Origin of the sequence: Actinobaculum massiliense (assembly GCF_001457435.1) — a bacterium.
GTDB classification, from domain to species: Bacteria; Actinomycetota; Actinomycetes; order Actinomycetales; family Actinomycetaceae; genus Actinobaculum; species Actinobaculum massiliense.
Genome location: NZ_LN881717.1, coordinates 1,363,889 through 1,382,347, shown reverse-complemented (window position 1 = coordinate 1,382,347; position 18,459 = coordinate 1,363,889). Strand labels below are relative to the sequence as shown.

Genomic DNA, 18,459 nt, shown 5'->3' with positions numbered 1-18,459 from the left:
ACTGATGAGTGTCCTGCTAGCGGCATTTTGGTTGTTGCCGCTCATTTCCATGTGGATCAGCAGGCTGAGCGATCCCAACGCCAAGTGGTTCATCGCGTTGCTCTTCCTCGCGTTTCCACTACTCACCATCGTTTTGAGCGTTATCGATGGGGCACGCCACGGGTTCGGCTGGTGGTGGCTACTGGCCCCGTTCGCAGGGTTCTTGACCACACTGTTCGTGTACTACAACGATTCAGCCCTCATCTACGGCGTCGCCTACTCGATCTTGGGACTGATCGGCGCAGGCATCGGCGCGTTCATCCATGAGCGTGCTCACAGCACGAGTAGGCCGCGTTCGTCATAAACACTGCCGCTGACGTGCCCGGTGCCGTTTCGGATGGCGCGGTCGAGGGCCATGATTGTTGCGACGACGCCGTCGATCTTCTCGGTGCTCTTTTGTTTGTCGGGTTTGATGTTTCCTGCTGGGTCGGTGCGGACGTGAATGTTGTCTACCATCCACGAAAGCACTGGATGCCCGCCATGTGCCAGTTTTCCCTCTAAAGCGAGTTTCATGAGTTCTTTGGATGGTGGGCTCATGTCTTTGAAGCCTTGCCCAAACGGAACAACCGTGAAACCTGCTTCGTCAAGGTTTTGGCTCATTTGGACTGCGCCCCACCGGTCGAATGCGATCTCGCGGATATCGAAGCGTTCACCGAGTTGCTCGATGAAGGCTTCAATTGCGCCGTAGTGGACGACGTTGCCCTCAGTGGTTTGTAGGAAGCCTTGCTGTTGCCACAGGTCGTAGGGCACGTGATCACGGGCAACCCTTAGTTTGAGGTTGTCTTCGGGTATCCAAAACCATGGCGCGACCGTATATTTGTCATCGTCCCCGTAGGGTGGGAATACGAGAACGAAAGCAGTGATGTCCGTCGTGGAAGCCAAGTCGAGGCCGCCGTAACACACGCGTCCTTCCAAATCTGACAGGTCGACGGGTGCTGAGTTTTGGTTCCAGATGTGCATGGGCATCCACCGCACGCTTTGTTTGACCCATTGGTTGAGGCGAAGTTGGCGGAATGTGTTTTCTTCGGCTGGGTTTTGTTTCGCGCTCGTGCAGGCTTGGCGGACTTTCTCGATCGGGACAGTGATCCCTAAGCTCGGGTTAGCCTTATGCCACACGTCCTCGTCGGTCCAATCATCATCTTGCGCCGCCCCATAGATCACCGGGTAGAACGTGGGGTCGTGCTTTTTGCCATCTAGGATGTCTTGGGCTTTTTGGTGTTGCTCATAACAAATGCTATGCGTGTCGGTACCCGCTGTCGTGATGAGGAAGTACAGGGGTTGGGTGCGCGCGTCGCCTGATCCTTTCGTCATGACGTCGAACAAGGCACGGCCCGGTTGGGTGTGGAGTTCGTCGAAGACAACGCCGGAGATGTTGAACCCGTGCTTCGAATACGCCTCCGCGCTCAGCACCTGGTAGAAGGAGTTGGTGGGCTTGTAGATGATCCGCTTCTGCGAGGCAAGAATCTTGACGCGTTTGGACAGCGCTGGACTCATGCGAATCATGTCCGCTGCGACCTCAAACACAATGGATGCTTGCTGGCGATCAGCCGCGCACCCATACACTTCAGCGCGTTCTTCACCATCCCCGCAGGTGAGTAGTAGCGCAATTGCGGCGGCGAGCTCACTTTTGCCCATCTTTTTGGGTATCTCGACGTAGGCGGTGGTGAATTGGCGGTAGCCGTCTTCTTTGACAGTGCCGAACAGGTCGCGGATGATTTGCTCTTGCCAGTCGATGAGCTGGAAGGGCTTGCCTGACCAGCGGCCTTTGGTGTGCTTTAAGGCTTGGATGAACGCGACCGCGAAGTCGGCTTTACGCTTGTCGTAGCGTGAGCCTGTGGCCATGAATCGGGTCGGCGTGTAGGTGTCGAGAGTGCGCATCACGCCCTTCAGGCTCCTTCCTGTGCTGGTTAGTTGGTGTGGGCAAGCGCCCAGGCGATGGCGTGGCCGGCGTCTTCGAACAGTTCCTCAGCCTCAGCAACCAGGGCGAGTTCGCATTCAATGAAACTGCGGGCGTCCGATCCCCAGCCAGGGATGGGCTGCTCGGCGAGTTTGTAGACGCGGGCGTCGTTTCCGATCCGGCCTTTGCCCAGGTACCGGTATGCCGAGGCGAGGACGAAGTCTCCGTAGGCGATAACCGTGCCGTAGCTGTCGGTCGCGATCTGCAGCTGCTCCATCGTGACCTTGCTGGTATTCATGACCTCGCTCCTTTATTTCTTGTTCGATCATGTACATACAGCCATAGGTGTGCGCGGTTATCCAGTCGCTTTTCGCCGGTTCTCCGCAAGGAACTCAGTGGTCGGATTTGGGCAGGGTTTTCCATGCTGCGTTGCCTTCCAGATTCGCTAGCAGGACTCGGCGCACGTGCTTGTAGTTGTCGCCGATCATGCCCAGGCGCAGCAACCAGCAGCGCATCGCATACTTGTCATTTCCACCTGTCTTGGCAGGCTTCGCGGAGACTCTCGTGGCGGTTTTCGCGTGCTCGATCATGAGCTGAATCAGCACGCTGACCGCTTCAATCACCTCCGCATCTGGGAGCTGGTCAAACCAGGCAAACTCAACGGTCCCTTCCGCCTCATCGATCGCCATGGGCGTAGCAGGAATAACCAGTGCCTTAGCGATGAGTGCTCCCTTGGAGGCGAGCAGGGCGTCGAGCTTCGCGCCTGTGGCCTCGTCCCACCTGGTCGTGGGGAATGTGAGCGTGAGTCCGTAAACCTCACCCGCAGGCGCAAACCCGGCCGCGCTCGCGGCGTCGGTTATCGCGTCGCCGTCTGCGTTGTCTGGGAGGTGGAGCACCCAGTCCCGATCCAACCGCGCCTCACCAATCAGATAGTCAAAGGTGGGCATGCCAGCATACCTGGCTTTCACGCCAAGATGTTCCGCGATGACTTCGGCGAGTTTCTTACGCCCAGCCTTGTTCGGGGTAAACTTGATCGTGGTCATCGGGTCACCTGTTCAAACCAAGAATCAACCAGTCGCAGATAGCCATGCGGGTCGTGTTCGATCGCACCGGCAACCAGGGAGAAGTTCCACTTTCGTGCAATGTCGAGGGCTTCTTCAATGTCCCAGATGTTGATGCCTGCCTCCAGCATCTCGCTGATCTCGATATGTAGATCACTCATGACCATCCTCCATCTCATGTTTCCCCCTTGTCGGGGTTTGTTTGGTCATGTACATACAGCCATAGGTGCGAGTGCTTATCCAGTCCCTGCGCGAGCAAAATTCTTCAGTCTTTCAAGGACGTGGCGAGCAACGGGCAAAGCGATCGCGTTACCCCACAACTTGTACTGGGCACTATCACTGGTTGGATTCTCCAACCAAGTAGTGACTTGGCGTGCGGTTCGTGGTTTCACGCCGCGCGCCAAGTTCCAGGTAGCCCAAATGCCCGTCCAATACTCGATGTCCTCGCTTGTCGGATCCTCGATAGCAAGACCGTCACACCAATCGTCAGGAAACCCCTGCAACCGGGCACACTCGACCGGCGTCAACCGCCTGGGGCACAGCGACGAGCTGGCGACCATGGGCGGATCGGTGTAATCCGTGGCCAGCAGCGCACCTGCCTGATCCTTGGTGACGCGGGTGAAATAGTCGGCCTTGGATGCGGCATAGACGGGCTCCAAGATGACCATGCCGCCCTGATTGCAGGTCGGCTCCCCGCCTTTCAAGTCGAGGGTTTTCGACACTTCCGCTTCGTAGCCGTAGTGGCCGCCACCGCTGCGGGACTGGTGGATCGAATTCAGGCCAAACACCCTGCGTTCTTCTGGGGCGTCGAGGAGGATGGGGACGTTGGTGGGTGAGTTGCCCATCCGGGCAGTCAGCGTCTGCACCACCCCCGAGGAGTTAACGGTCAACCTCGAGTCCTGCGGATGATGATCCAACAACATCACCGAGCTGCTACGGCCTCCAAGGCTTGCTTCAGGGGTGTGGGCATGGTCTTGTTCTTGCGTGTCGCACGATTCAGGATTCCTTGGCAAGCTCGCGGGCTCAAAAAGAATCTCGGGTGCGGATCGGCCTGCAAAATCTGCGACAAGGTAGATGCGGCGGCGTCGTTGGGCGAGGCCGAAATGTTGCGCATCGAGTACACGCCATGCCAGTGAGAATCCCTCACCCATGACACATCCCGCGTACGGCCATCCACCCTCAGGGACAGGCATATCAGGCGTGCTCGGGTCGACGATGCGCGTGAGCGTGGTAAGGACGGTGGCGAAATCGGATCCTTTGTGTGAGGAGAACGCGCCAGGGACATTCTCCCAGATCGCGTAGCGTGGAAACATTCCATGGGTTGCTTTCCTCATCTGGTCAATAATTCGTACAGCATGAAAGAACAGACCCGAGCGTTCACCCGCCAGGCCTGCTTGTTTACCTGCAACGGATAGGTCTTGGCAGGGAGAACCAAACGTGATCACATCCACCGCATCAACATCAGCCCCGTTGACCGTGGTCACATCACCCACATGAGTGAGCTGCGGCAGACGGCGGGTCGTAACGAGAATCGGGAATGGCTCGATTTCACTCGCCCACACAGGACGAATACCCGCCTGAATACCTGCGAGAGGGAAACCACCCGAGCCATCAAACAAGGAACCCAACGTCAACTCACTCACGGTTCACCCCCTCAACATCGCGCACCAAATCCAAATACGCGTATTCCTTGCCGCCTCGCAGGCAAGTAATCCCGGCAGCGTCCCCTGTATGTTCGGCATAACGGCGCAAAATAACGCTCGCGTATTTCTCATCAAGCTCCATGCAATAGCAGATGCGGTCGGTTGCCTCAGCTGCCATGAGTGTGGAGCCTGAGCCTGCGAAGGTGTCGAGCACGATCGCGTTGGCCTGCGTGGAGTTCCCGATCGGATACGCCAACAAATCCAGTGGCTTGCTGGTCGGGTGGTCAGCATTACGGCGGGGCTTGGCGAAGTTCCAGATCGTGGTTTGTTTCCGGTCGGCGTACCACTTGTGCTTACCCGTCTTCACCCACCCGAATAGCACCGGCTCGTGCTGCCACTGATACGGGGAACGTCCCAATACGAGGGAATCTTTAACCCAAATACAACAGCCCGACAGGTAAAAGCCTGCCTCAACGAAGGCGCGGCGGAAGTTCAAGCCTTCAGTGTCAGCGTGGAACACATACGCGGACGCGTCCTTCTCACACACGCCCACCATGTTCGAAAACGCTGATAGCAGGAAATCGTAGAACTTATCGCCATCCATCTTGTCGTTCTTGATGGACAATCCGGATCCTGATTCGAAGGCGACGTTATATGGCGGATCAGTCAACACAAGATTCGCACGTTTACCATCCATCAACAACTCGACGTCCTCGACGCTGGTGGCGTCGCCGCACACGAGTCGGTGACGGCCAAGCGTCCAGATATCCCCACGCTCCACGAACGCGGATGCTTCGAGTGCGGCGGTAAGGTCGAAGTCGTCGTCCTCAACCTCGTTCTCATCCAAGGAGCCGATCAACTGCTGGATTTCGGCGTCGTCGAAACCGGTGAGTTCAGCATCGAAATCCGAAGCATCGAGGTCGGCGATGAGGAGGGCAAGTCTGTCGTTGTCCCATTCGCCGCTGATCTTGTTGAGCGCGATGTTGAGTGCTTTCTCGCGGGTCTCATCGAGCTCAACAACGATCACGTCCACGTCCGTGTGGCCGAGATCTTCGAGCACCTTCAAACGCTGGTGTCCACCGACGATGTTGCCAGTGGTGGAGTTCCAGATGACGGGTTCGACGTAGCCGAACTCGGTCAAGGATCGCTTGAGCTTCTCGTATTCGGCATCGCCAGGCTGGAGGTCTTTACGCGGATTGTAGTCAGCGGGCTTGAGTTCACTGATGGGCATTGGTTTCATGAGCATGTGTGGTCACCGCCTTCTTTAATGCGTCGACGTGAGCGAACGAGTTCTCCCAGTGCAAACCGGCATGGCTGAAGTGTCCGTAGGTCGAGTAGCGGGTGTAGCCGGGTGCTCGCAACCCCAAAGCGTCAATGATCGCTCCTGGGCGTAGCGGAAACACCTCACGCGCAGCCTCGGTCAGGATCTTGTCGGAGTATTCACCACTGCCGAGCGTGTCGATGGTGAAGGCGACCGGATCAGCCTTCCCAATCGCATAGGAAATCGCGACCTGGCATTCCTGCGCAAGACCGGAGTCGACGATAGTCTTGGCTATCAGACGCGCCATATACGCACCCGAGCGGTCAACCTTGGACGCGTCCTTACCCGAGAACGCCCCACCACCATGTGGGGCGAGACCGCCGTAAGTGTCGACCATCAGCTTGCGACCAGTGAGCCCCGTGTCTGCCTTTGAACCACCCACCGTAAACAAGCCCGAGGGATTCACCAGAATCTCGGTGTCAGCGCTAATTGGCAGATACGGCTTACACGCGGGTGCGACGATCAGTGTTTTGACCTCAGCCGCAAGCTCGTCCAGAGTCTTCGTAGCGTCGTGTTGGATCGACACCACCACGGTTTCGACTGCTACGGGTTGTCCGGCGGCGTCGTAGCGAACCGTCACCTGCGCCTTACCATCGGACTTGATACCGCTGATCGTGCCGTCCTTGCGGGCGTCATCAAGACGCCCACAGATCTCATGCGAGAGTACGAGCGGCAATGGCAAACGCTGCGGGGTTTCGTTGGTGGCGTATCCGTAGACGGTGCCTTGATCGCCAGCGCCCTGCAACGCAAACTCACTCGTGTCTCCGAAGCGAGCCTCCAAGGACTTGGAAACTCCTGCGTTGATGTCTGGGGATTGGCGGCGTGTCCAGACGAAAACGAGGAACTTCCACGGCACATAACCCGCCTTCACCAGCGCGTAACGCACCGACTCACGAATACGCGGACGAACCTTCGAAGTGATCTCGCCAGTCACAATGATCCTGCGGCCAGATGCCATCACTTCTACTGCAACGCGGGCAGCAGGATCCTCGTAGAGGATATCGTCAAGGATCGTGTCAGCGATCAAATCACAGAGCTTATCGGGATGGCCGATACACACGGCCTCAGCAGTCTTCGTAACAGACATACACACTCACTTTCCAAAGAATCGGGACATAGAAAAGTGCCCACCCATCTCGGGCAGGCACACGAGAATCAAAGGGGTGTTAGGAGCGGGCTTGCAGCAGGCGCTCCATCACGTCATCACCCGGCGCCGAACCTGAGTAGTCGCTGGTGCAGGTGGCGCGCACTATCTCGTAAATCTCGTACCAGTACACGTTCGCTTGCTTCCCGAAAGACTGGGACATAGCAACGAAAGGGGATGCGATCGCAGCCCCTGTGGTTGGGTGTTTGCCGAGCAAGCCGAACTTGGAGATCGCCTGTTCACACTGCACATAACGCGCGAACGCCTGCGCATAGGATTCGATCAAGCGCGGTGCGACGAACTGGGAACAGCCACGTTGATCGAGCCATTGCCATGTTTCTCGGTAGACGAGGTCAGCGCCGAGGGGTTTACCATCACGCTGAATCTCCGACAGATACTCGGCAGGCTCCGGCATCACCTCACCAGCAAGCACCGCACCATCCCCGATATCTGAGCCTTCAAAGTCAAACGGCTCACCCAGCGGATCATCAAGCCGCGTGGCTGGGCGGCCAGCTGCGAGCTTCGCATTCAGCGGATCGGGTTTCGCACCTGCCCGCACACGGCGGCCACCCCGGTTCGTTCCGTCTTTCGCCATAGGTTTTCATCTGCTTTCCTGCTGTGAGACAATTAGTGGCGTGCCGAGACCGAAGACGAAAACTGAACTATTGGATGCCGCCGAGGCGCAGTATGCGAAACTGGACAGCCTCATTGAGGGCATGAGTTCCGACGATCAGCATACGAATTTTGATCCCAGCATCACTCAAATCGGTAAAGAAGCCCACTGGGCGCGGGACAAAAACCTGCGCGACGTCCTTGCCCACCTGCACGAGTGGCAGCGCATGTTGCTTGGCTTCGTCGACGCCAACCGCCAGGGTCAGCCTCGACCGTTTCTTCCGTTTCCTCACACGTGGCGAACCACGCCAACGCTCAACCAAGAGATTTGGACTCAATATCAGGGCACTGAGCTTGAGGCTATCCGCGAGAACCTCGCTGACAGCCACACCGCAGTAGTGGCTCTCATCGGCGAGTTCACCAACGAGGAGTTATTCACCAAGGCGCATTTCCCGTGGACGGGCACAACCTCGCTCGGCTCCTACTGCGTGTCAGCCACATCAAGCCACTACGAATGGGCAATCAAAAAGCTCCGTGCATTCACCAGAAAGCCGCCAGAACAACCCCATAACCAAGCCGCCCCCCAGTAGCTTCTTACCACGCTGTACACCACAGACAGATACTCGGGAGCCTCTGGTATAGGCGCTCCCGTGCGCCTTTTCGTGACTGTCGGGTTCAACGCACCAGGCCTCGTGCCTGCATTCACGCAACATCCGCCCGATCAGCGCTATCCTTAGCAATGCAGGGAAACCCTTCTTGTAGAATGAGAACTTATTGGGGCATACAACTCCTGATGCCGTTGCCGTATCAAAATGTGTAGCGAAAAGTTGAAGGGACTGGTCATCAAAAAAATATCTGTGTTTCTTGTATCCGCTCTGGCATATTTTGTCGGCGCGTGGCTTTTCGCCGCCATCTTTCTACGGTGCAAGGATCAGGATCAGAGATTTTTTGTGGTCTTCTTATTGATGCCACTCATGTATGTGTGTTTCACGATTCTTCTTCTGCTTTTTAATAAGCATTTCATCGGTATTCAATCTGCCCGCGCGTTGCAACTTTCAGCAGGAGCCTTTATCGGACTCTCAGCTTTTCTCTTTTCACTCGATGGTGTCGGCTCGTTAGTTCATAGTGATTCTTTTTCTCAACTGCTGAGCCAGTTTTCCGTTCCCGCCATCGGCGCTCTTGTTGCTGGTGGTGTAGCGCTTGGGTTTAGCGTTTTTACCCAAGCGCCACACCAAGGAAAAGACCAAATCAATTATCGGTAGATGAATTCAGCTAGCTTTCGGCAAGCTGTCAAACGAATCTCTTCCTTGACGTATCCAGCCAGGAACCATCCTAAAACGGCGCTATCCAAGTCGGCATATTCACTTATTTTCTGATATGCCTCAGTGGAATTATTCGCCCCCAAGCTCCAGCCAATCTGCTTGAATCTGTTGGCAAGTTTGCTGGAATTGTTGTAGTACTCTCGCAATGTTGCTGACAGAAGATGAGCGTTGGAGTCGTTGCCGTTTTCTAGCGTGTTAGCGATAACGATGGCATCTCCGTCACAGCAGAGATCGTCACGGTTACAGTTGTTTCCTACCGATTCCCATTTTCCCTTGTCGTTTTTCTTGTCAAGTACTAGCCCCTTCAAGCCAGGATGCTGACGGTAATCGTTACCTTGACCGATTAGAGCTGTGGCCACCTGATCCAGGTTCGCACTGGGATTCCACTCAAGTGTTTTCTGAATATTCTCCATGGCAGTAGCTAGGTCTCCGGCCCAGCCAGTCCACGCATCAGGGATAACATTCCAGTTGGTGTATCCAAGTGTTGTTGCCGCCAGATGCGCCAGATCAACCGATTCTCCGGTCTTGTCGGTCATGGATTGCCGCCACGTGTTATCAATATAGCGATTCAAGGCAGCGATGATCTTCTTGCCTACAGCGTCCTTCTCGAGTACGCTCGCGTCAGCACTCCTGAAACTTTCGGCAGACACGGACCAATTCACCGCAGATCCACTACCACCGTCACGCAGGTAGGCTTTTGCTAAATAGTTGAGGATGCAACGCCAAGTCGGAACGGCAATCCGCGTTCCCACACCATGAGAACCCGCAACGTAGTCTTTTCCAACCTTGCCACTGGCACGAAGTTCTTCGAAGCGTTTCTCTAAATGCCAGATCAGATCAATCGGAGCCAGCTTGGTGTAATCAATGCTGGTGTCGGGCGCAGCGCCACCGGCACTCGAAGGAGCAACATGATCAACTGCCGCTGCTTGTCCTGAATAGGCGACCCTGTCTAGGTCAAAACCAGCACCCTTGTAGTCACTGATTTCAGTGAACTGGTCATAGTTCCAATCGTCAGGAATAGGGAAGCCAAGGTTGCCAGAAAATCCTGTAGACATGTCCGAGACGAACGCGCTTCCAGCGTAGCCGGCTTTAATGATGCGGCTACAAATGTTACGCGAGGCGTAGATGCCTACTTTGTATCCGCCTCCCAGGCTTCCACGCACACCCTGGAAATACGGAAGAATGTGACTTGTGACCTCGGGGTCGGTCGCGTCGAAATCAACTGCGAAATAGATATACGTTCCCGGAATGCCAAGTCTTTGGGCTGCTTGCCTTGCGAGCGTCGCGTGCCGAGCGCCGTTTTCCCGCGTGAAGTGTCGAAGCTTGGTTGAGTACTCCTGGAAAATCGGGAAGAACTTCATTCCTCCGTTGGTGATGCGTTCAAGTTCTCCGGGGCGAATTGCTTTGAAATAGTCAGACGGATCTTTTGAATCCTGATTCGGCTCAGTCAGGTAACGCCCCACAATCTCATAGCCGTTCGCCTTAAGTAGGTTGAGTCGCTCAGCCGTAATCTCGAAGCGTGTATCGCATGCTTTGCAGGCGCGATTCGGATCACCTTTCGAGGTCAACAGGCTCATCCATGTAGTCGAGTCGACCACCCCGCTTCGTGGGAGCTGATACTTTGCTTGGAATTGCGGAACGAACGTTGACAGTGCGGTTTGTGCAGAAGGATAGATATCGGGAGAAATCCGGTTACACACTAGAGCAACCTGAGCTAGCCAAGCCCACTTCGGTAAACTTGCCGCATTGCTGGGTGTAACTATTGTTAGACGCGCTTTGGTGCCATTGCCGAAATTACCTGTGGCTTCCGCAGGGCTAAATCCTTCAATGGCTTGCAAGACCTGAATCAGAGCAGTGTTCATTTCCCGACCGTAGAGTCCATCGGTTGGGATGATTCCGGTATAAGCGCGATACTGTTGGTTGATTTGTTGCTGTGCTTGCCGAATCGCTGAAATGCCCCCATAAGAGCGAAGCAGGACGAATTGCTGCATTGACAACAGCGCTTTCATGACGTCGAGCGTCACAGTGGAATCTCCACCAATGCCCATGTCGCTCTTAAGCTGTTTGATGGCCTTTCCAGTTCCGCTATAGAAATGCGTAGTGATATCGCTGGCACCAGCAGAATATCCCTTACACCACAAAGCACCTTGGATAATGCCGTACACATTAGAAGTCTCCTGCGCACCGTCATCCTGCTGGTGGATGCCGTTAGGCCACCGAGACTGGAAGCGACTGATAGTTCCCGGTCCGAAATTGTTCGCCGTTGTCGTAATACCCAGCTCGATTTGCAGGGCCCGAATCAAAGCGTTGACCGTGCCCCAGCCGGTATATCCGTCCTCTACGACTGAACCGAATCCAGCCTTGCTCCTATAGGTGCGATTGAGCCATTGCTGTGTTTTTAGCACCATTTGATCTGTCATGATTCCTCCTTTTTAGAAACCAGTTTGTTAATTCAAGACAGGCGAACACCTGCAAGGGAGGGATCCAGAACACCGGATGAGAAGCTCCGAGTTTTTTGCCCTCACCTGTACGTCCCTGGGAAACCTAAATCCGGACGGACAAAGCGCAAGAAAACCGAGCAACACTCAGCGGGATTTCACCCCTCACTGGTACTGCCGACGAAGCCCGAAGTGTTAATACCTTGTTTGATTCGGTCTTTTTGCGCACGGTTGGCCCCGCCCGCTGACCTGTGCCAAGGCTGTAGAGATTCGACGGCCCTACCCCTCGTCAGGCTTTCGACGGTGGCTCGTGTTCGGCAAACGCCAGGCGGGTAGGCAACTTTGAAGTGCGTGACGACAACCGCGACAGGGCGGAACGTGGCGAAGAATTCAGTAGGTGTAGACCCGAGGTTGTTGCCTCCACCGGTCGTCATCCAGCGCGCTCTGGCGCGAGTGGCAGGGCTTGCACAGCGAACGGAGGTTGTCGAAGTTGTGGGTGCCGCCGTGTTCGAGCGGGAGCACGTGGTGGACTTCCTGCACGGGCGTGTACTTGCCTTGTTCGAGGCAGTCTTCGCAGAGCGGGTGGGCTGCGATGTAGGCGGCGCGGATCTTGCGCCACCGCGCGCCGTAGCGGCGGTTGATCTTCGGATCACGCTGATACTTCCGATACCGGGCGTCTTCTGCCTTCGCGTGGGCCTCGCAGTAGCGTTCACGGGTGAGCTCAGGGCAGCCGGGGTGGGAGCACGGGCGGGCTGGTTTGACCGGCATCGCTGGCTCCTTCCCCCTGGATGTGGTGAAGCCCCAAGTTCCCGTGTGGGTTCTTGGGGCTTCTCCTAGTTTTCAACCACTTACATGTTCTCACACCGATATGCGGTTTTCTATCGCATGTTTCGGATACCCGCTAACGCTAGAGCTGTCCGTATAAGGCGGTGGCGAACCTGTCGAGGGCCCGGTTCTTGCGCCGATAGACCGTGTCACGCTCGACGTAGAAATGATCGGCTATCATCAACACCTTCTCATCTTGTGTCCCCTCGCTGAGGAAGAAGCCTTCGAGGATGAAGCGGTCGTCTTCAGCGATGACTTCCCACGCAGGTAAGAACCAGTCCATGTACTGGCGGGCCTGTAGGTAGCGAGCCTTGTAGGCGTCGATTCGCTCAATGCTCGCCACGATCCGATTCTCCGAAGCGCGGAGATCGCCAGAAGGTGGTGTGCCGTCCATGCGTGGGGATGCTGGGCTTGCCGCGTCAGCGTAAGCCGTCTTGATCTGCTCGTCGGTACTCTCGATGATCTGTTCCATCACCGCATAATCCTGTAGCGCTGCGATCGCGGCTTTCCTTGTGTCGAGGTATTTGGTCATCACATGCATGAGCTTGTTCTTTCAGTGGTTGTAATTTCTGCTGTGACCGCGTCAATCAACGCAGCCTGAGTAGCGTCTTTCGCATCAAGAGCTTTGAGAACGGTTTCATCGAGCGTCCCTTCCGTAACAAGATGCGTGATCGTCACAGGTTCGGTTTGTCCTTGCCGATAAAGCCGTGCGTTGGTCTGCTGGTAAAGCTCCAAGCTCCACGTGAGCGAGAACCACACCAGCAGATGCCCACCTGATTGGAGGTTCAGCCCGTGGCCGGCCGACGCGGGGTGGATCAGCCCAAGCGCAATCTCGCCTCTGTTCCACGCCTCGATATCCGCGCTCGTTTTCAGTTCGCGAGCCTGCGGGAAGCGGGAGACGATGCGTTCGCGGTCATGGGTAAACCAATAGGCCACCAATAACGGGCTGCCGTTGGCAGCCTCGATGAGGTCTTCGAGGACGTCGAGCTTCCGCTCGTGAACCGCCGTCCACTGACCATCACCGGTGTAGATCGCGCCCGACGCCAACTGCAGCAACTTGCCCGACAATGCAGCAGCATTCGCAGCGTCGATTGTCGCCTCACCGAGGTCGAGGACAAGATCAGATTTCAACTGCTCATACACGCGTCGTTCTTTCGGATACAGCACCACAGGCATTGTCGTCACCGTCAGTTTTGGTAGCTGCAGGTGGTCGGTGGTTCTCATCGACAACGTCATGTCACCAATCGCCGCATAGATCTCATCCTCAGCACCCACGCGTGGCTTATAGGTGAAGACCTGCATCCCATTACGCTTATCCGGCGTGAACCAGCGCTCGCGATAACAAATAATGAAACGGCCCAAACGATCCCCGCCGTCGAGGAGCCGGAATTGTGCCCATACATCCATCAGCCCGTTCGACGCTGGCGTTCCGGTCAGGCCAACCCAGCGCTTGACGAAGGGTCGCATTTTCACCAGCGCCGTGAACCGCTTTGCTCGGTGGTTTTTGAAGCTGGAGAGTTCGTCGATGATAACCATGTCGAACGGCCAGCTCCCCCCGAGTTGGCTAATGAGCCATGGGATGTTTTCACGGTTGATGACGGTAACCATCGCAGACGCCGCGAGAGCGTTCAGCCGGTCTTGCTTGGTGCCAACAGCGACCGCGACGGTGAGCCCATCAAGGTGATCCCACTTCGCTATTTCGGCGGGCCAGGTATCACGGGCTACCCGCAGTGGTGCGATGACTAGGACTCGGTGGATGGTGAAGTAGTCGAGCATGAGCTGCCAGATCGCCGTCAACGTGATCACCGATTTGCCCAAACCCATCCCAAGGAAGATTGCGGCCTCGTGATGGTCGATGATGAACTGGGTCGCCTGCCGCTGGTAGTTATGCGGCTGATAGTGCATCAAGCACCTCCTGTATGCCGTCAACCGAATCAATGACCAAAGCGGTGAAACCTTGGTAGCGGAGTTGATTCATCCGGCGCACCTGGATTGGCCTGGGTTTCTGTCCTGGTGCTTTGAGCTCAACGAAAACTACGCGGTTTCTCATCAGGCATATCCGGTCAGGTACACCCGTGGTTCCAGGGCAGACAAGCTTCCAGCACAAGCCGCCAGAGGCTTCAACGGCTTTCTTCAGTTGGTGTTCTATGGTGCGTTCGTTCATGGTCACTCCTTGAATGGTTTCTCAAGGGGTGCAGAGTGGTGCAGGGTATTTCCTAACCTTTTACATAGAGAAAAACACCATGTAATTTCACATGCGTAAGGTAGGAAAACGGGTTGCATCGGTCTGCACCCTCATAACTTTCAGCTGTTGAATTCGCTGGTCAGGGCCAGCCCGTAGACGCGGATACCGGACTTGGTTTTCTTGCGTTCGAATCCTGCTTGTTCGCATGCGGCGTTGAAGTCGACCATCGGGCGCGCCCATCCTGAGGTGTTTTGCGCCCACGCCCGATACGTCTGATAGAGGTCACCAGCCCTCTCCGATAATCCGTCCTCGACGTCGCACGAGTCCTCAAGGAACTGCGAGAACCAGTCGTTATCCTCCTTATATGCTTGCGAGGCTTGAACCACCTGAGGTGGCGGAGTGAGCTTGTATCCCTCACTGTGAATGAGGCGCGCTCCTTCCATGATCCAGGAAAGGATTGCTCCGCCAGCGTGTTCGTAGAGGTGGTCGGCGTAGTTCTTCACATCCGTGTCGCCTTCGATGGTGGCGTTGAACGGGATGACGATCAGACGCCGCCAGATGCCTGCATCCATAGCTCCCACACGCGGCAAATGGTTCGTGTACAAGACCAGCGTGTGGGAGGGGGTGAAGGCGAAGGGGTCCTTGAACTTTTTCTCTGCCGAGATTTGATCGGTCGAAGCCAGCTGTTTAACGTTCGAGGTTGATAGGCGCATGCCTTCTTCGGTTTCAGCCGCGATCAAGAGACGTTTGCCTCTGGCTTCGGCGAGTTCGGGTTTGACGTTGCGACGCACCCCGACTGTGAGCGCGTCGGCTGAGATCGTGCCCGAATACGTCCCCAACACGCGGGCGATGGTGTTCCAGAACGTGGATTTGCCGTTTCGTCCGTCCCCGTAAGCGATGACGAGCGCTTCGACGAAGACTTGCCCGATCGCCGCCAACCCCACAATGCGCTGCACGTAACCAATCAACTCAGGATCTCCTTGGAAGAAGACGTCAAGCGCGTCGGCCCAGATCTGTGCACCCTCATCGTTGGGGCCGACAGCGGTCTGTTTGGTCAGCAGATCGGCGGGATTGTGCTCGTGGCTACTACTGTCGCGTAGATCCCAGGTACCTGCCGGGGTGTTGAGCTGGTAGGGGTCGACGTCGAGGTCGCGGACACGTACCTGCAAGATCGGCCCGGCTTCTTTCAACGTGGCCGTGATGTTGCGTGACAAACGCCTGGAGAGAACGAACTTGTGATAGTTTTTGGATTCATCCCACGCCCTGAATGCTGCGACTTGGGCAGGGTTGAGTTTTGCTAGGCCGCGGGCTTTCGATGAAGCCGATGCCATCACCACGTCAGCACCGGTAGAAACCATGTCTTGCCATGTTGTGGCGATAAGGTGTTGTGCTTCTTCAAGTTGACGAGAAGTCAGTTCTTGAACCACTCCTTGTGCGGACAGGTCGTTCTCATCCCACACGCCATGGTCGTAGACAAGCCACTTGGTAGCCAGTGAGTAGCGGATCTTGTTCGCATACTCGCCAGCCAATGTGTCTGCCTGACCGACATCGGAAAAATCATCCGGACGTAAACCTGCTAACGCCTCATACGCCTCTGGTGGCAGATAGCTCGGGTCGGAGGCGACCTTCGAAGCGAACCTGCATGCCGAGTTCCAGATCGTCTGCAGTTCGCCCTCGTTGAGCGGTGGTTCGCAGAGGTTGGCTTTGCGGTCGAAGAGGTCTCGTGCTTGATCGGTCTGCCCGTAGCGGATGAGGACCCGCCCAGCGAAGCGAGAGAGCGTGGCGTTGCGTGACCCTTCACCGATCACGAGAGTGCTCTGATCGAAGGCGGCGAACACGTCGATCTCGTCAGCCGCGTCCAGCCACGCATCGAGCAACTGGTCGCCCTCATGCACCGTAACTTGTGGGTTAGGGGTGCCGTAGATGAAGCGACCGGCATCCAGAGCATTGCGATCAAAGAAACCAAAGCGCGATGCCAGACGATGCTTCAATCCCGCGTATTCGTCCGCGTTCGTGATCGTGTGGATTGGGAAGTAGACGTGGAAACGTGGCCGGGCGGAGAGCACACCCTTCGGTTTCATGTGGTTGCGGGAGGTGGCGGTCATGAACTCCACACCAGACATCAACTCGCCGAGCTTCTCAGGCGTAATCCACTCGGTGTGGGTTTCGGTGTGATCGTTATCGATATCCATCACCACGCAATCCGAAGACATGAACGCTGCAGTTGAGCGGCGGTCATTCACGTAGGTGGCTGCCACGTGATCAAAGCCAGCGACCACGCTTAGGGATGCCGCGTCAATGATCTGATGTGGGTTCGGGTAGTGGTTATTGTTCTGCACACCGGTAACCGCGGCAGCGAACAAGGTGAAAGGCGTGGTCATGGGGTGACCTCCTTGAAATCAGAATCGAAGTACTTAATCGGCAACTCGAGGTCTCGCGCCCAGCCGATCTCCAGGCGCATACCAGGGCTAACGTGACCCACGTATGCCCACAGGGCTTCGCATTTAGCGAGCAACACCCTGTTGAAGAACATCGCCAACTCGCGCTGATCGGGATCGGCGTCATCCATGAACTGCGGATAGTGCAGATGCGGGGCGAACGGGATCTTGCCTGCCGCTACTGCGAGCTCGCAGAATTGGCGGGCGAGCTCAACGTTCGCTTGCACGTCGCCCGAATACGGTGAGCAGATATAAACCAAGGGCCGGTAGCCGAACTGTTCGCGCTGGAGCTTCTTGAGCGCGTGGTAGCTCGTTAAGTCCAGATAGCCTTCGGTGTTTTTCTTCGAAAACCCAATATCGAGTGTCGTGGCGCTCATGCTTGCACCTGACCTTCACGCTCAATCACCGGGAGGATGCCGAGCTTGTTCTTGAGCAGGTCGTAGATGAACAAGCGCCCCTTCTGGGTCCAGTACATGTGGGTGCGGGTCTGGCCTTCGCCGTATTCGTGAGTCTTGGACTGGGTGTAGCCCTGCTCGGCGTACTTCGCGTAGAGGAACCACCGGCCCGACTGATGGAACTGCACGTGAGCATCACGCAGGATTCGGTTGAGCTTCTTCGCGGAGAGTCCGTAGTCCTTCGCAATCGCCGTCGTCGTCAACAACGAATCGGACTGCAGCACGACGTCGTAGTACGAGACTTTCGGTGCCGCCTCCAACAGGGATTGCTCTGCGGCGAGGCGCTTGGCTCGCTCGGCCCGCAGAGTGGCGATGGCATGCTCCAGGAACTCATCGTCAGCGAGTAGTTCGTCGTATGCGTACATGCCGTGGCGGCGAATCGTCGGCAACACCTCATCGAACACCCAGGCTTCGAACTTCTGCGCTGCCGGGAGCTTTGAAGAAATGATGAGGCGGTAGAGGTCGCCCTCGGTAATGAAGCGGACCTGCTGGATTCCGCCAGCGGTCTCAAGGGGGTGGTAATTTGCCACCCCCTTGCAGTGCAGCTTCACCGCGTTCGTCGGATCCTGGTAGCCGAGCGCGGTGGCGACATCCTTGCCGCAGAAAAGGATCTGACCATCATTGGTGATAGTGCGGATGGTGCCGAACACGTCGTTGGTGAATGTTTGAATCTGGTTTCCCATGGCGGGGCTCCTTCCCGAGACCCCGTCGAGAAAAAGTCGTGCCGGTCGGCACAAGGGTTAAGGGCCTCACCCCACTGCCGACGAACCAGAAAGTGTTAAATCACGGGTACTCAATCGCTTCTCGTTCTGGCACGATTGGTGTTGAAGCCCCGGTGGAGCGCTATCTGTTAGAGCAATCTGGCAGGTATTCTCGCCGGGGCATAGACAAATTTCTCGAGTGCTCTGTGTGGAAGAACCATCATTCTCTTGCTACAGCGGTGCCGACACGGTGGTCTTTTAGACAACATGCCCGGTTCCGCTGCCCGCCTCGGTGGGAGCACAGGGTCGGTTCTCGTTTCTTAGCGGTCTTGGATAAGCTTTCTTCTCTGATGGTGATACTTCGCCGAGTTCTTGATT

Annotated in this window: 19 protein-coding genes; 3 read left to right on the top strand and 16 right to left on the bottom strand. The window is 56.3% G+C overall.

All coding sequences use genetic code 11. The features are described 5' to 3' along the window. Positions 1-4: 4 nt before the first annotated feature. Positions 5-343 (top strand): DUF2651 family protein, encoded by a 339-nt coding sequence (locus BN2664_RS07835; RefSeq protein ID WP_231723463.1) that lies wholly within the window; start codon positions 5-7, stop codon positions 341-343. Here the strand turns inward: BN2664_RS07835 and BN2664_RS07830 are convergent. The 8 genes from BN2664_RS07830 to BN2664_RS07795 all read right to left on the bottom strand — a co-directional run bounded on the left by BN2664_RS07830 (position 313) and on the right by BN2664_RS07795 (position 7,700). Then, positions 313-1,917 carry a terminase large subunit gene (locus tag BN2664_RS07830; protein WP_040316953.1) on the bottom strand — a complete coding sequence of 535 codons (1,605 nt, stop codon included), beginning with the start codon at positions 1,915-1,917 and terminating at the stop codon, positions 313-315. The genes BN2664_RS07835 and BN2664_RS07830 overlap by 31 nt on opposite strands. Positions 1,918-1,946: 29 nt before the next feature. Continuing rightward, complete coding sequence (locus BN2664_RS07825) at positions 1,947-2,234, bottom strand: Nmad4 family putative nucleotide modification protein (RefSeq protein ID WP_007000745.1); 288 nt, start codon at positions 2,232-2,234, stop codon at positions 1,947-1,949. A gap of 94 nt (positions 2,235-2,328) precedes the next feature. Beyond that, complete coding sequence (locus tag BN2664_RS07820) at positions 2,329-2,979, bottom strand: hypothetical protein (RefSeq protein ID WP_007000746.1); 651 nt, start codon at positions 2,977-2,979, stop codon at positions 2,329-2,331. Then, positions 2,976-3,158, bottom strand: coding sequence for a cell division protein (locus tag BN2664_RS07815; RefSeq protein WP_227469325.1), 183 nt, complete (start codon positions 3,156-3,158; stop codon positions 2,976-2,978). The genes BN2664_RS07820 and BN2664_RS07815 overlap by 4 nt, the downstream gene beginning before the upstream one ends. Before the next feature lie 75 nt (positions 3,159-3,233). Beyond that, positions 3,234-4,640 (bottom strand): DNA cytosine methyltransferase, encoded by a 1,407-nt coding sequence (locus tag BN2664_RS07810; RefSeq protein WP_007000747.1) that lies wholly within the window; start codon positions 4,638-4,640, stop codon positions 3,234-3,236. Continuing rightward, positions 4,633-5,886 (bottom strand): site-specific DNA-methyltransferase, encoded by a 1,254-nt coding sequence (locus tag BN2664_RS07805; RefSeq protein ID WP_007000748.1) that lies wholly within the window; start codon positions 5,884-5,886, stop codon positions 4,633-4,635. Before BN2664_RS07805 ends, BN2664_RS07810 begins: the two co-directional genes overlap by 8 nt. Beyond that, positions 5,858-7,048: a methionine adenosyltransferase gene (metK, locus tag BN2664_RS07800; protein WP_007000749.1), complete on the bottom strand. Its 1,191-nt coding sequence runs from the start codon at positions 7,046-7,048 to the stop codon at positions 5,858-5,860. Before metK ends, BN2664_RS07805 begins: the two co-directional genes overlap by 29 nt. Positions 7,049-7,127: 79 nt before the next feature. After that, complete coding sequence (locus BN2664_RS07795) at positions 7,128-7,700, bottom strand: P27 family phage terminase small subunit (protein WP_004007621.1); 573 nt, start codon at positions 7,698-7,700, stop codon at positions 7,128-7,130. Positions 7,701-7,770: 70 nt separating this feature from the next. On the opposite strand from BN2664_RS07795, the gene BN2664_RS07790 reads away from it, so the two are divergent. Further along, entirely contained in the window at positions 7,771-8,307 is a 537-nt protein-coding gene (locus tag BN2664_RS07790; RefSeq protein ID WP_240923141.1) for a ClbS/DfsB family four-helix bundle protein, read from the top strand. A gap of 237 nt (positions 8,308-8,544) precedes the next feature. Further along, positions 8,545-8,979 carry a hypothetical protein gene (locus tag BN2664_RS07785; protein ID WP_227469326.1) on the top strand — a complete coding sequence of 145 codons (435 nt, stop codon included), beginning with the start codon at positions 8,545-8,547 and terminating at the stop codon, positions 8,977-8,979. On the opposite strand, the gene BN2664_RS07780 is transcribed toward BN2664_RS07785, so the two are convergent. The 8 genes from BN2664_RS07780 to BN2664_RS07745 all read right to left on the bottom strand — a co-directional run bounded on the left by BN2664_RS07780 (position 8,970) and on the right by BN2664_RS07745 (position 18,063). Further along, complete coding sequence (locus BN2664_RS07780) at positions 8,970-11,459, bottom strand: glycoside hydrolase domain-containing protein (RefSeq protein WP_007000750.1); 2,490 nt, start codon at positions 11,457-11,459, stop codon at positions 8,970-8,972. The genes BN2664_RS07785 and BN2664_RS07780 overlap by 10 nt on opposite strands. 408 nt (positions 11,460-11,867) lie before the next feature. Next, the gene (locus BN2664_RS07775; protein ID WP_007000751.1) at positions 11,868-12,245 is read right to left on the bottom strand and encodes an HNH endonuclease; all 378 of its coding nucleotides are present in this window, start codon (positions 12,243-12,245) and stop codon (positions 11,868-11,870) included. A gap of 139 nt (positions 12,246-12,384) precedes the next feature. Continuing rightward, positions 12,385-12,843, bottom strand: a complete 459-nt coding sequence (locus tag BN2664_RS07770; RefSeq protein ID WP_040316954.1) for an ArpU family phage packaging/lysis transcriptional regulator — start codon at positions 12,841-12,843, stop codon at positions 12,385-12,387. Next, positions 12,834-14,207: a DEAD/DEAH box helicase gene (locus tag BN2664_RS07765; RefSeq protein WP_007000753.1), complete on the bottom strand. Its 1,374-nt coding sequence runs from the start codon at positions 14,205-14,207 to the stop codon at positions 12,834-12,836. Before BN2664_RS07765 ends, BN2664_RS07770 begins: the two co-directional genes overlap by 10 nt. Then, entirely contained in the window at positions 14,188-14,466 is a 279-nt protein-coding gene (locus BN2664_RS07760; protein ID WP_007000754.1) for a VRR-NUC domain-containing protein, read from the bottom strand. The genes BN2664_RS07765 and BN2664_RS07760 overlap by 20 nt, the downstream gene beginning before the upstream one ends. 140 nt (positions 14,467-14,606) lie before the next feature. Then, entirely contained in the window at positions 14,607-16,868 is a 2,262-nt protein-coding gene (locus BN2664_RS07755; protein ID WP_007000755.1) for a phage/plasmid primase, P4 family, read from the bottom strand. Further along, a complete protein-coding gene (locus BN2664_RS07750) occupies positions 16,865-17,302 on the bottom strand; it encodes a DUF7768 domain-containing protein (RefSeq protein ID WP_004007630.1) in 438 nt (145 codons plus the stop codon). Before BN2664_RS07750 ends, BN2664_RS07755 begins: the two co-directional genes overlap by 4 nt. Beyond that, entirely contained in the window at positions 17,299-18,063 is a 765-nt protein-coding gene (locus BN2664_RS07745; protein ID WP_007000756.1) for a phage antirepressor, read from the bottom strand. The genes BN2664_RS07750 and BN2664_RS07745 overlap by 4 nt, the downstream gene beginning before the upstream one ends. Positions 18,064-18,459 lie beyond the last annotated feature (396 nt).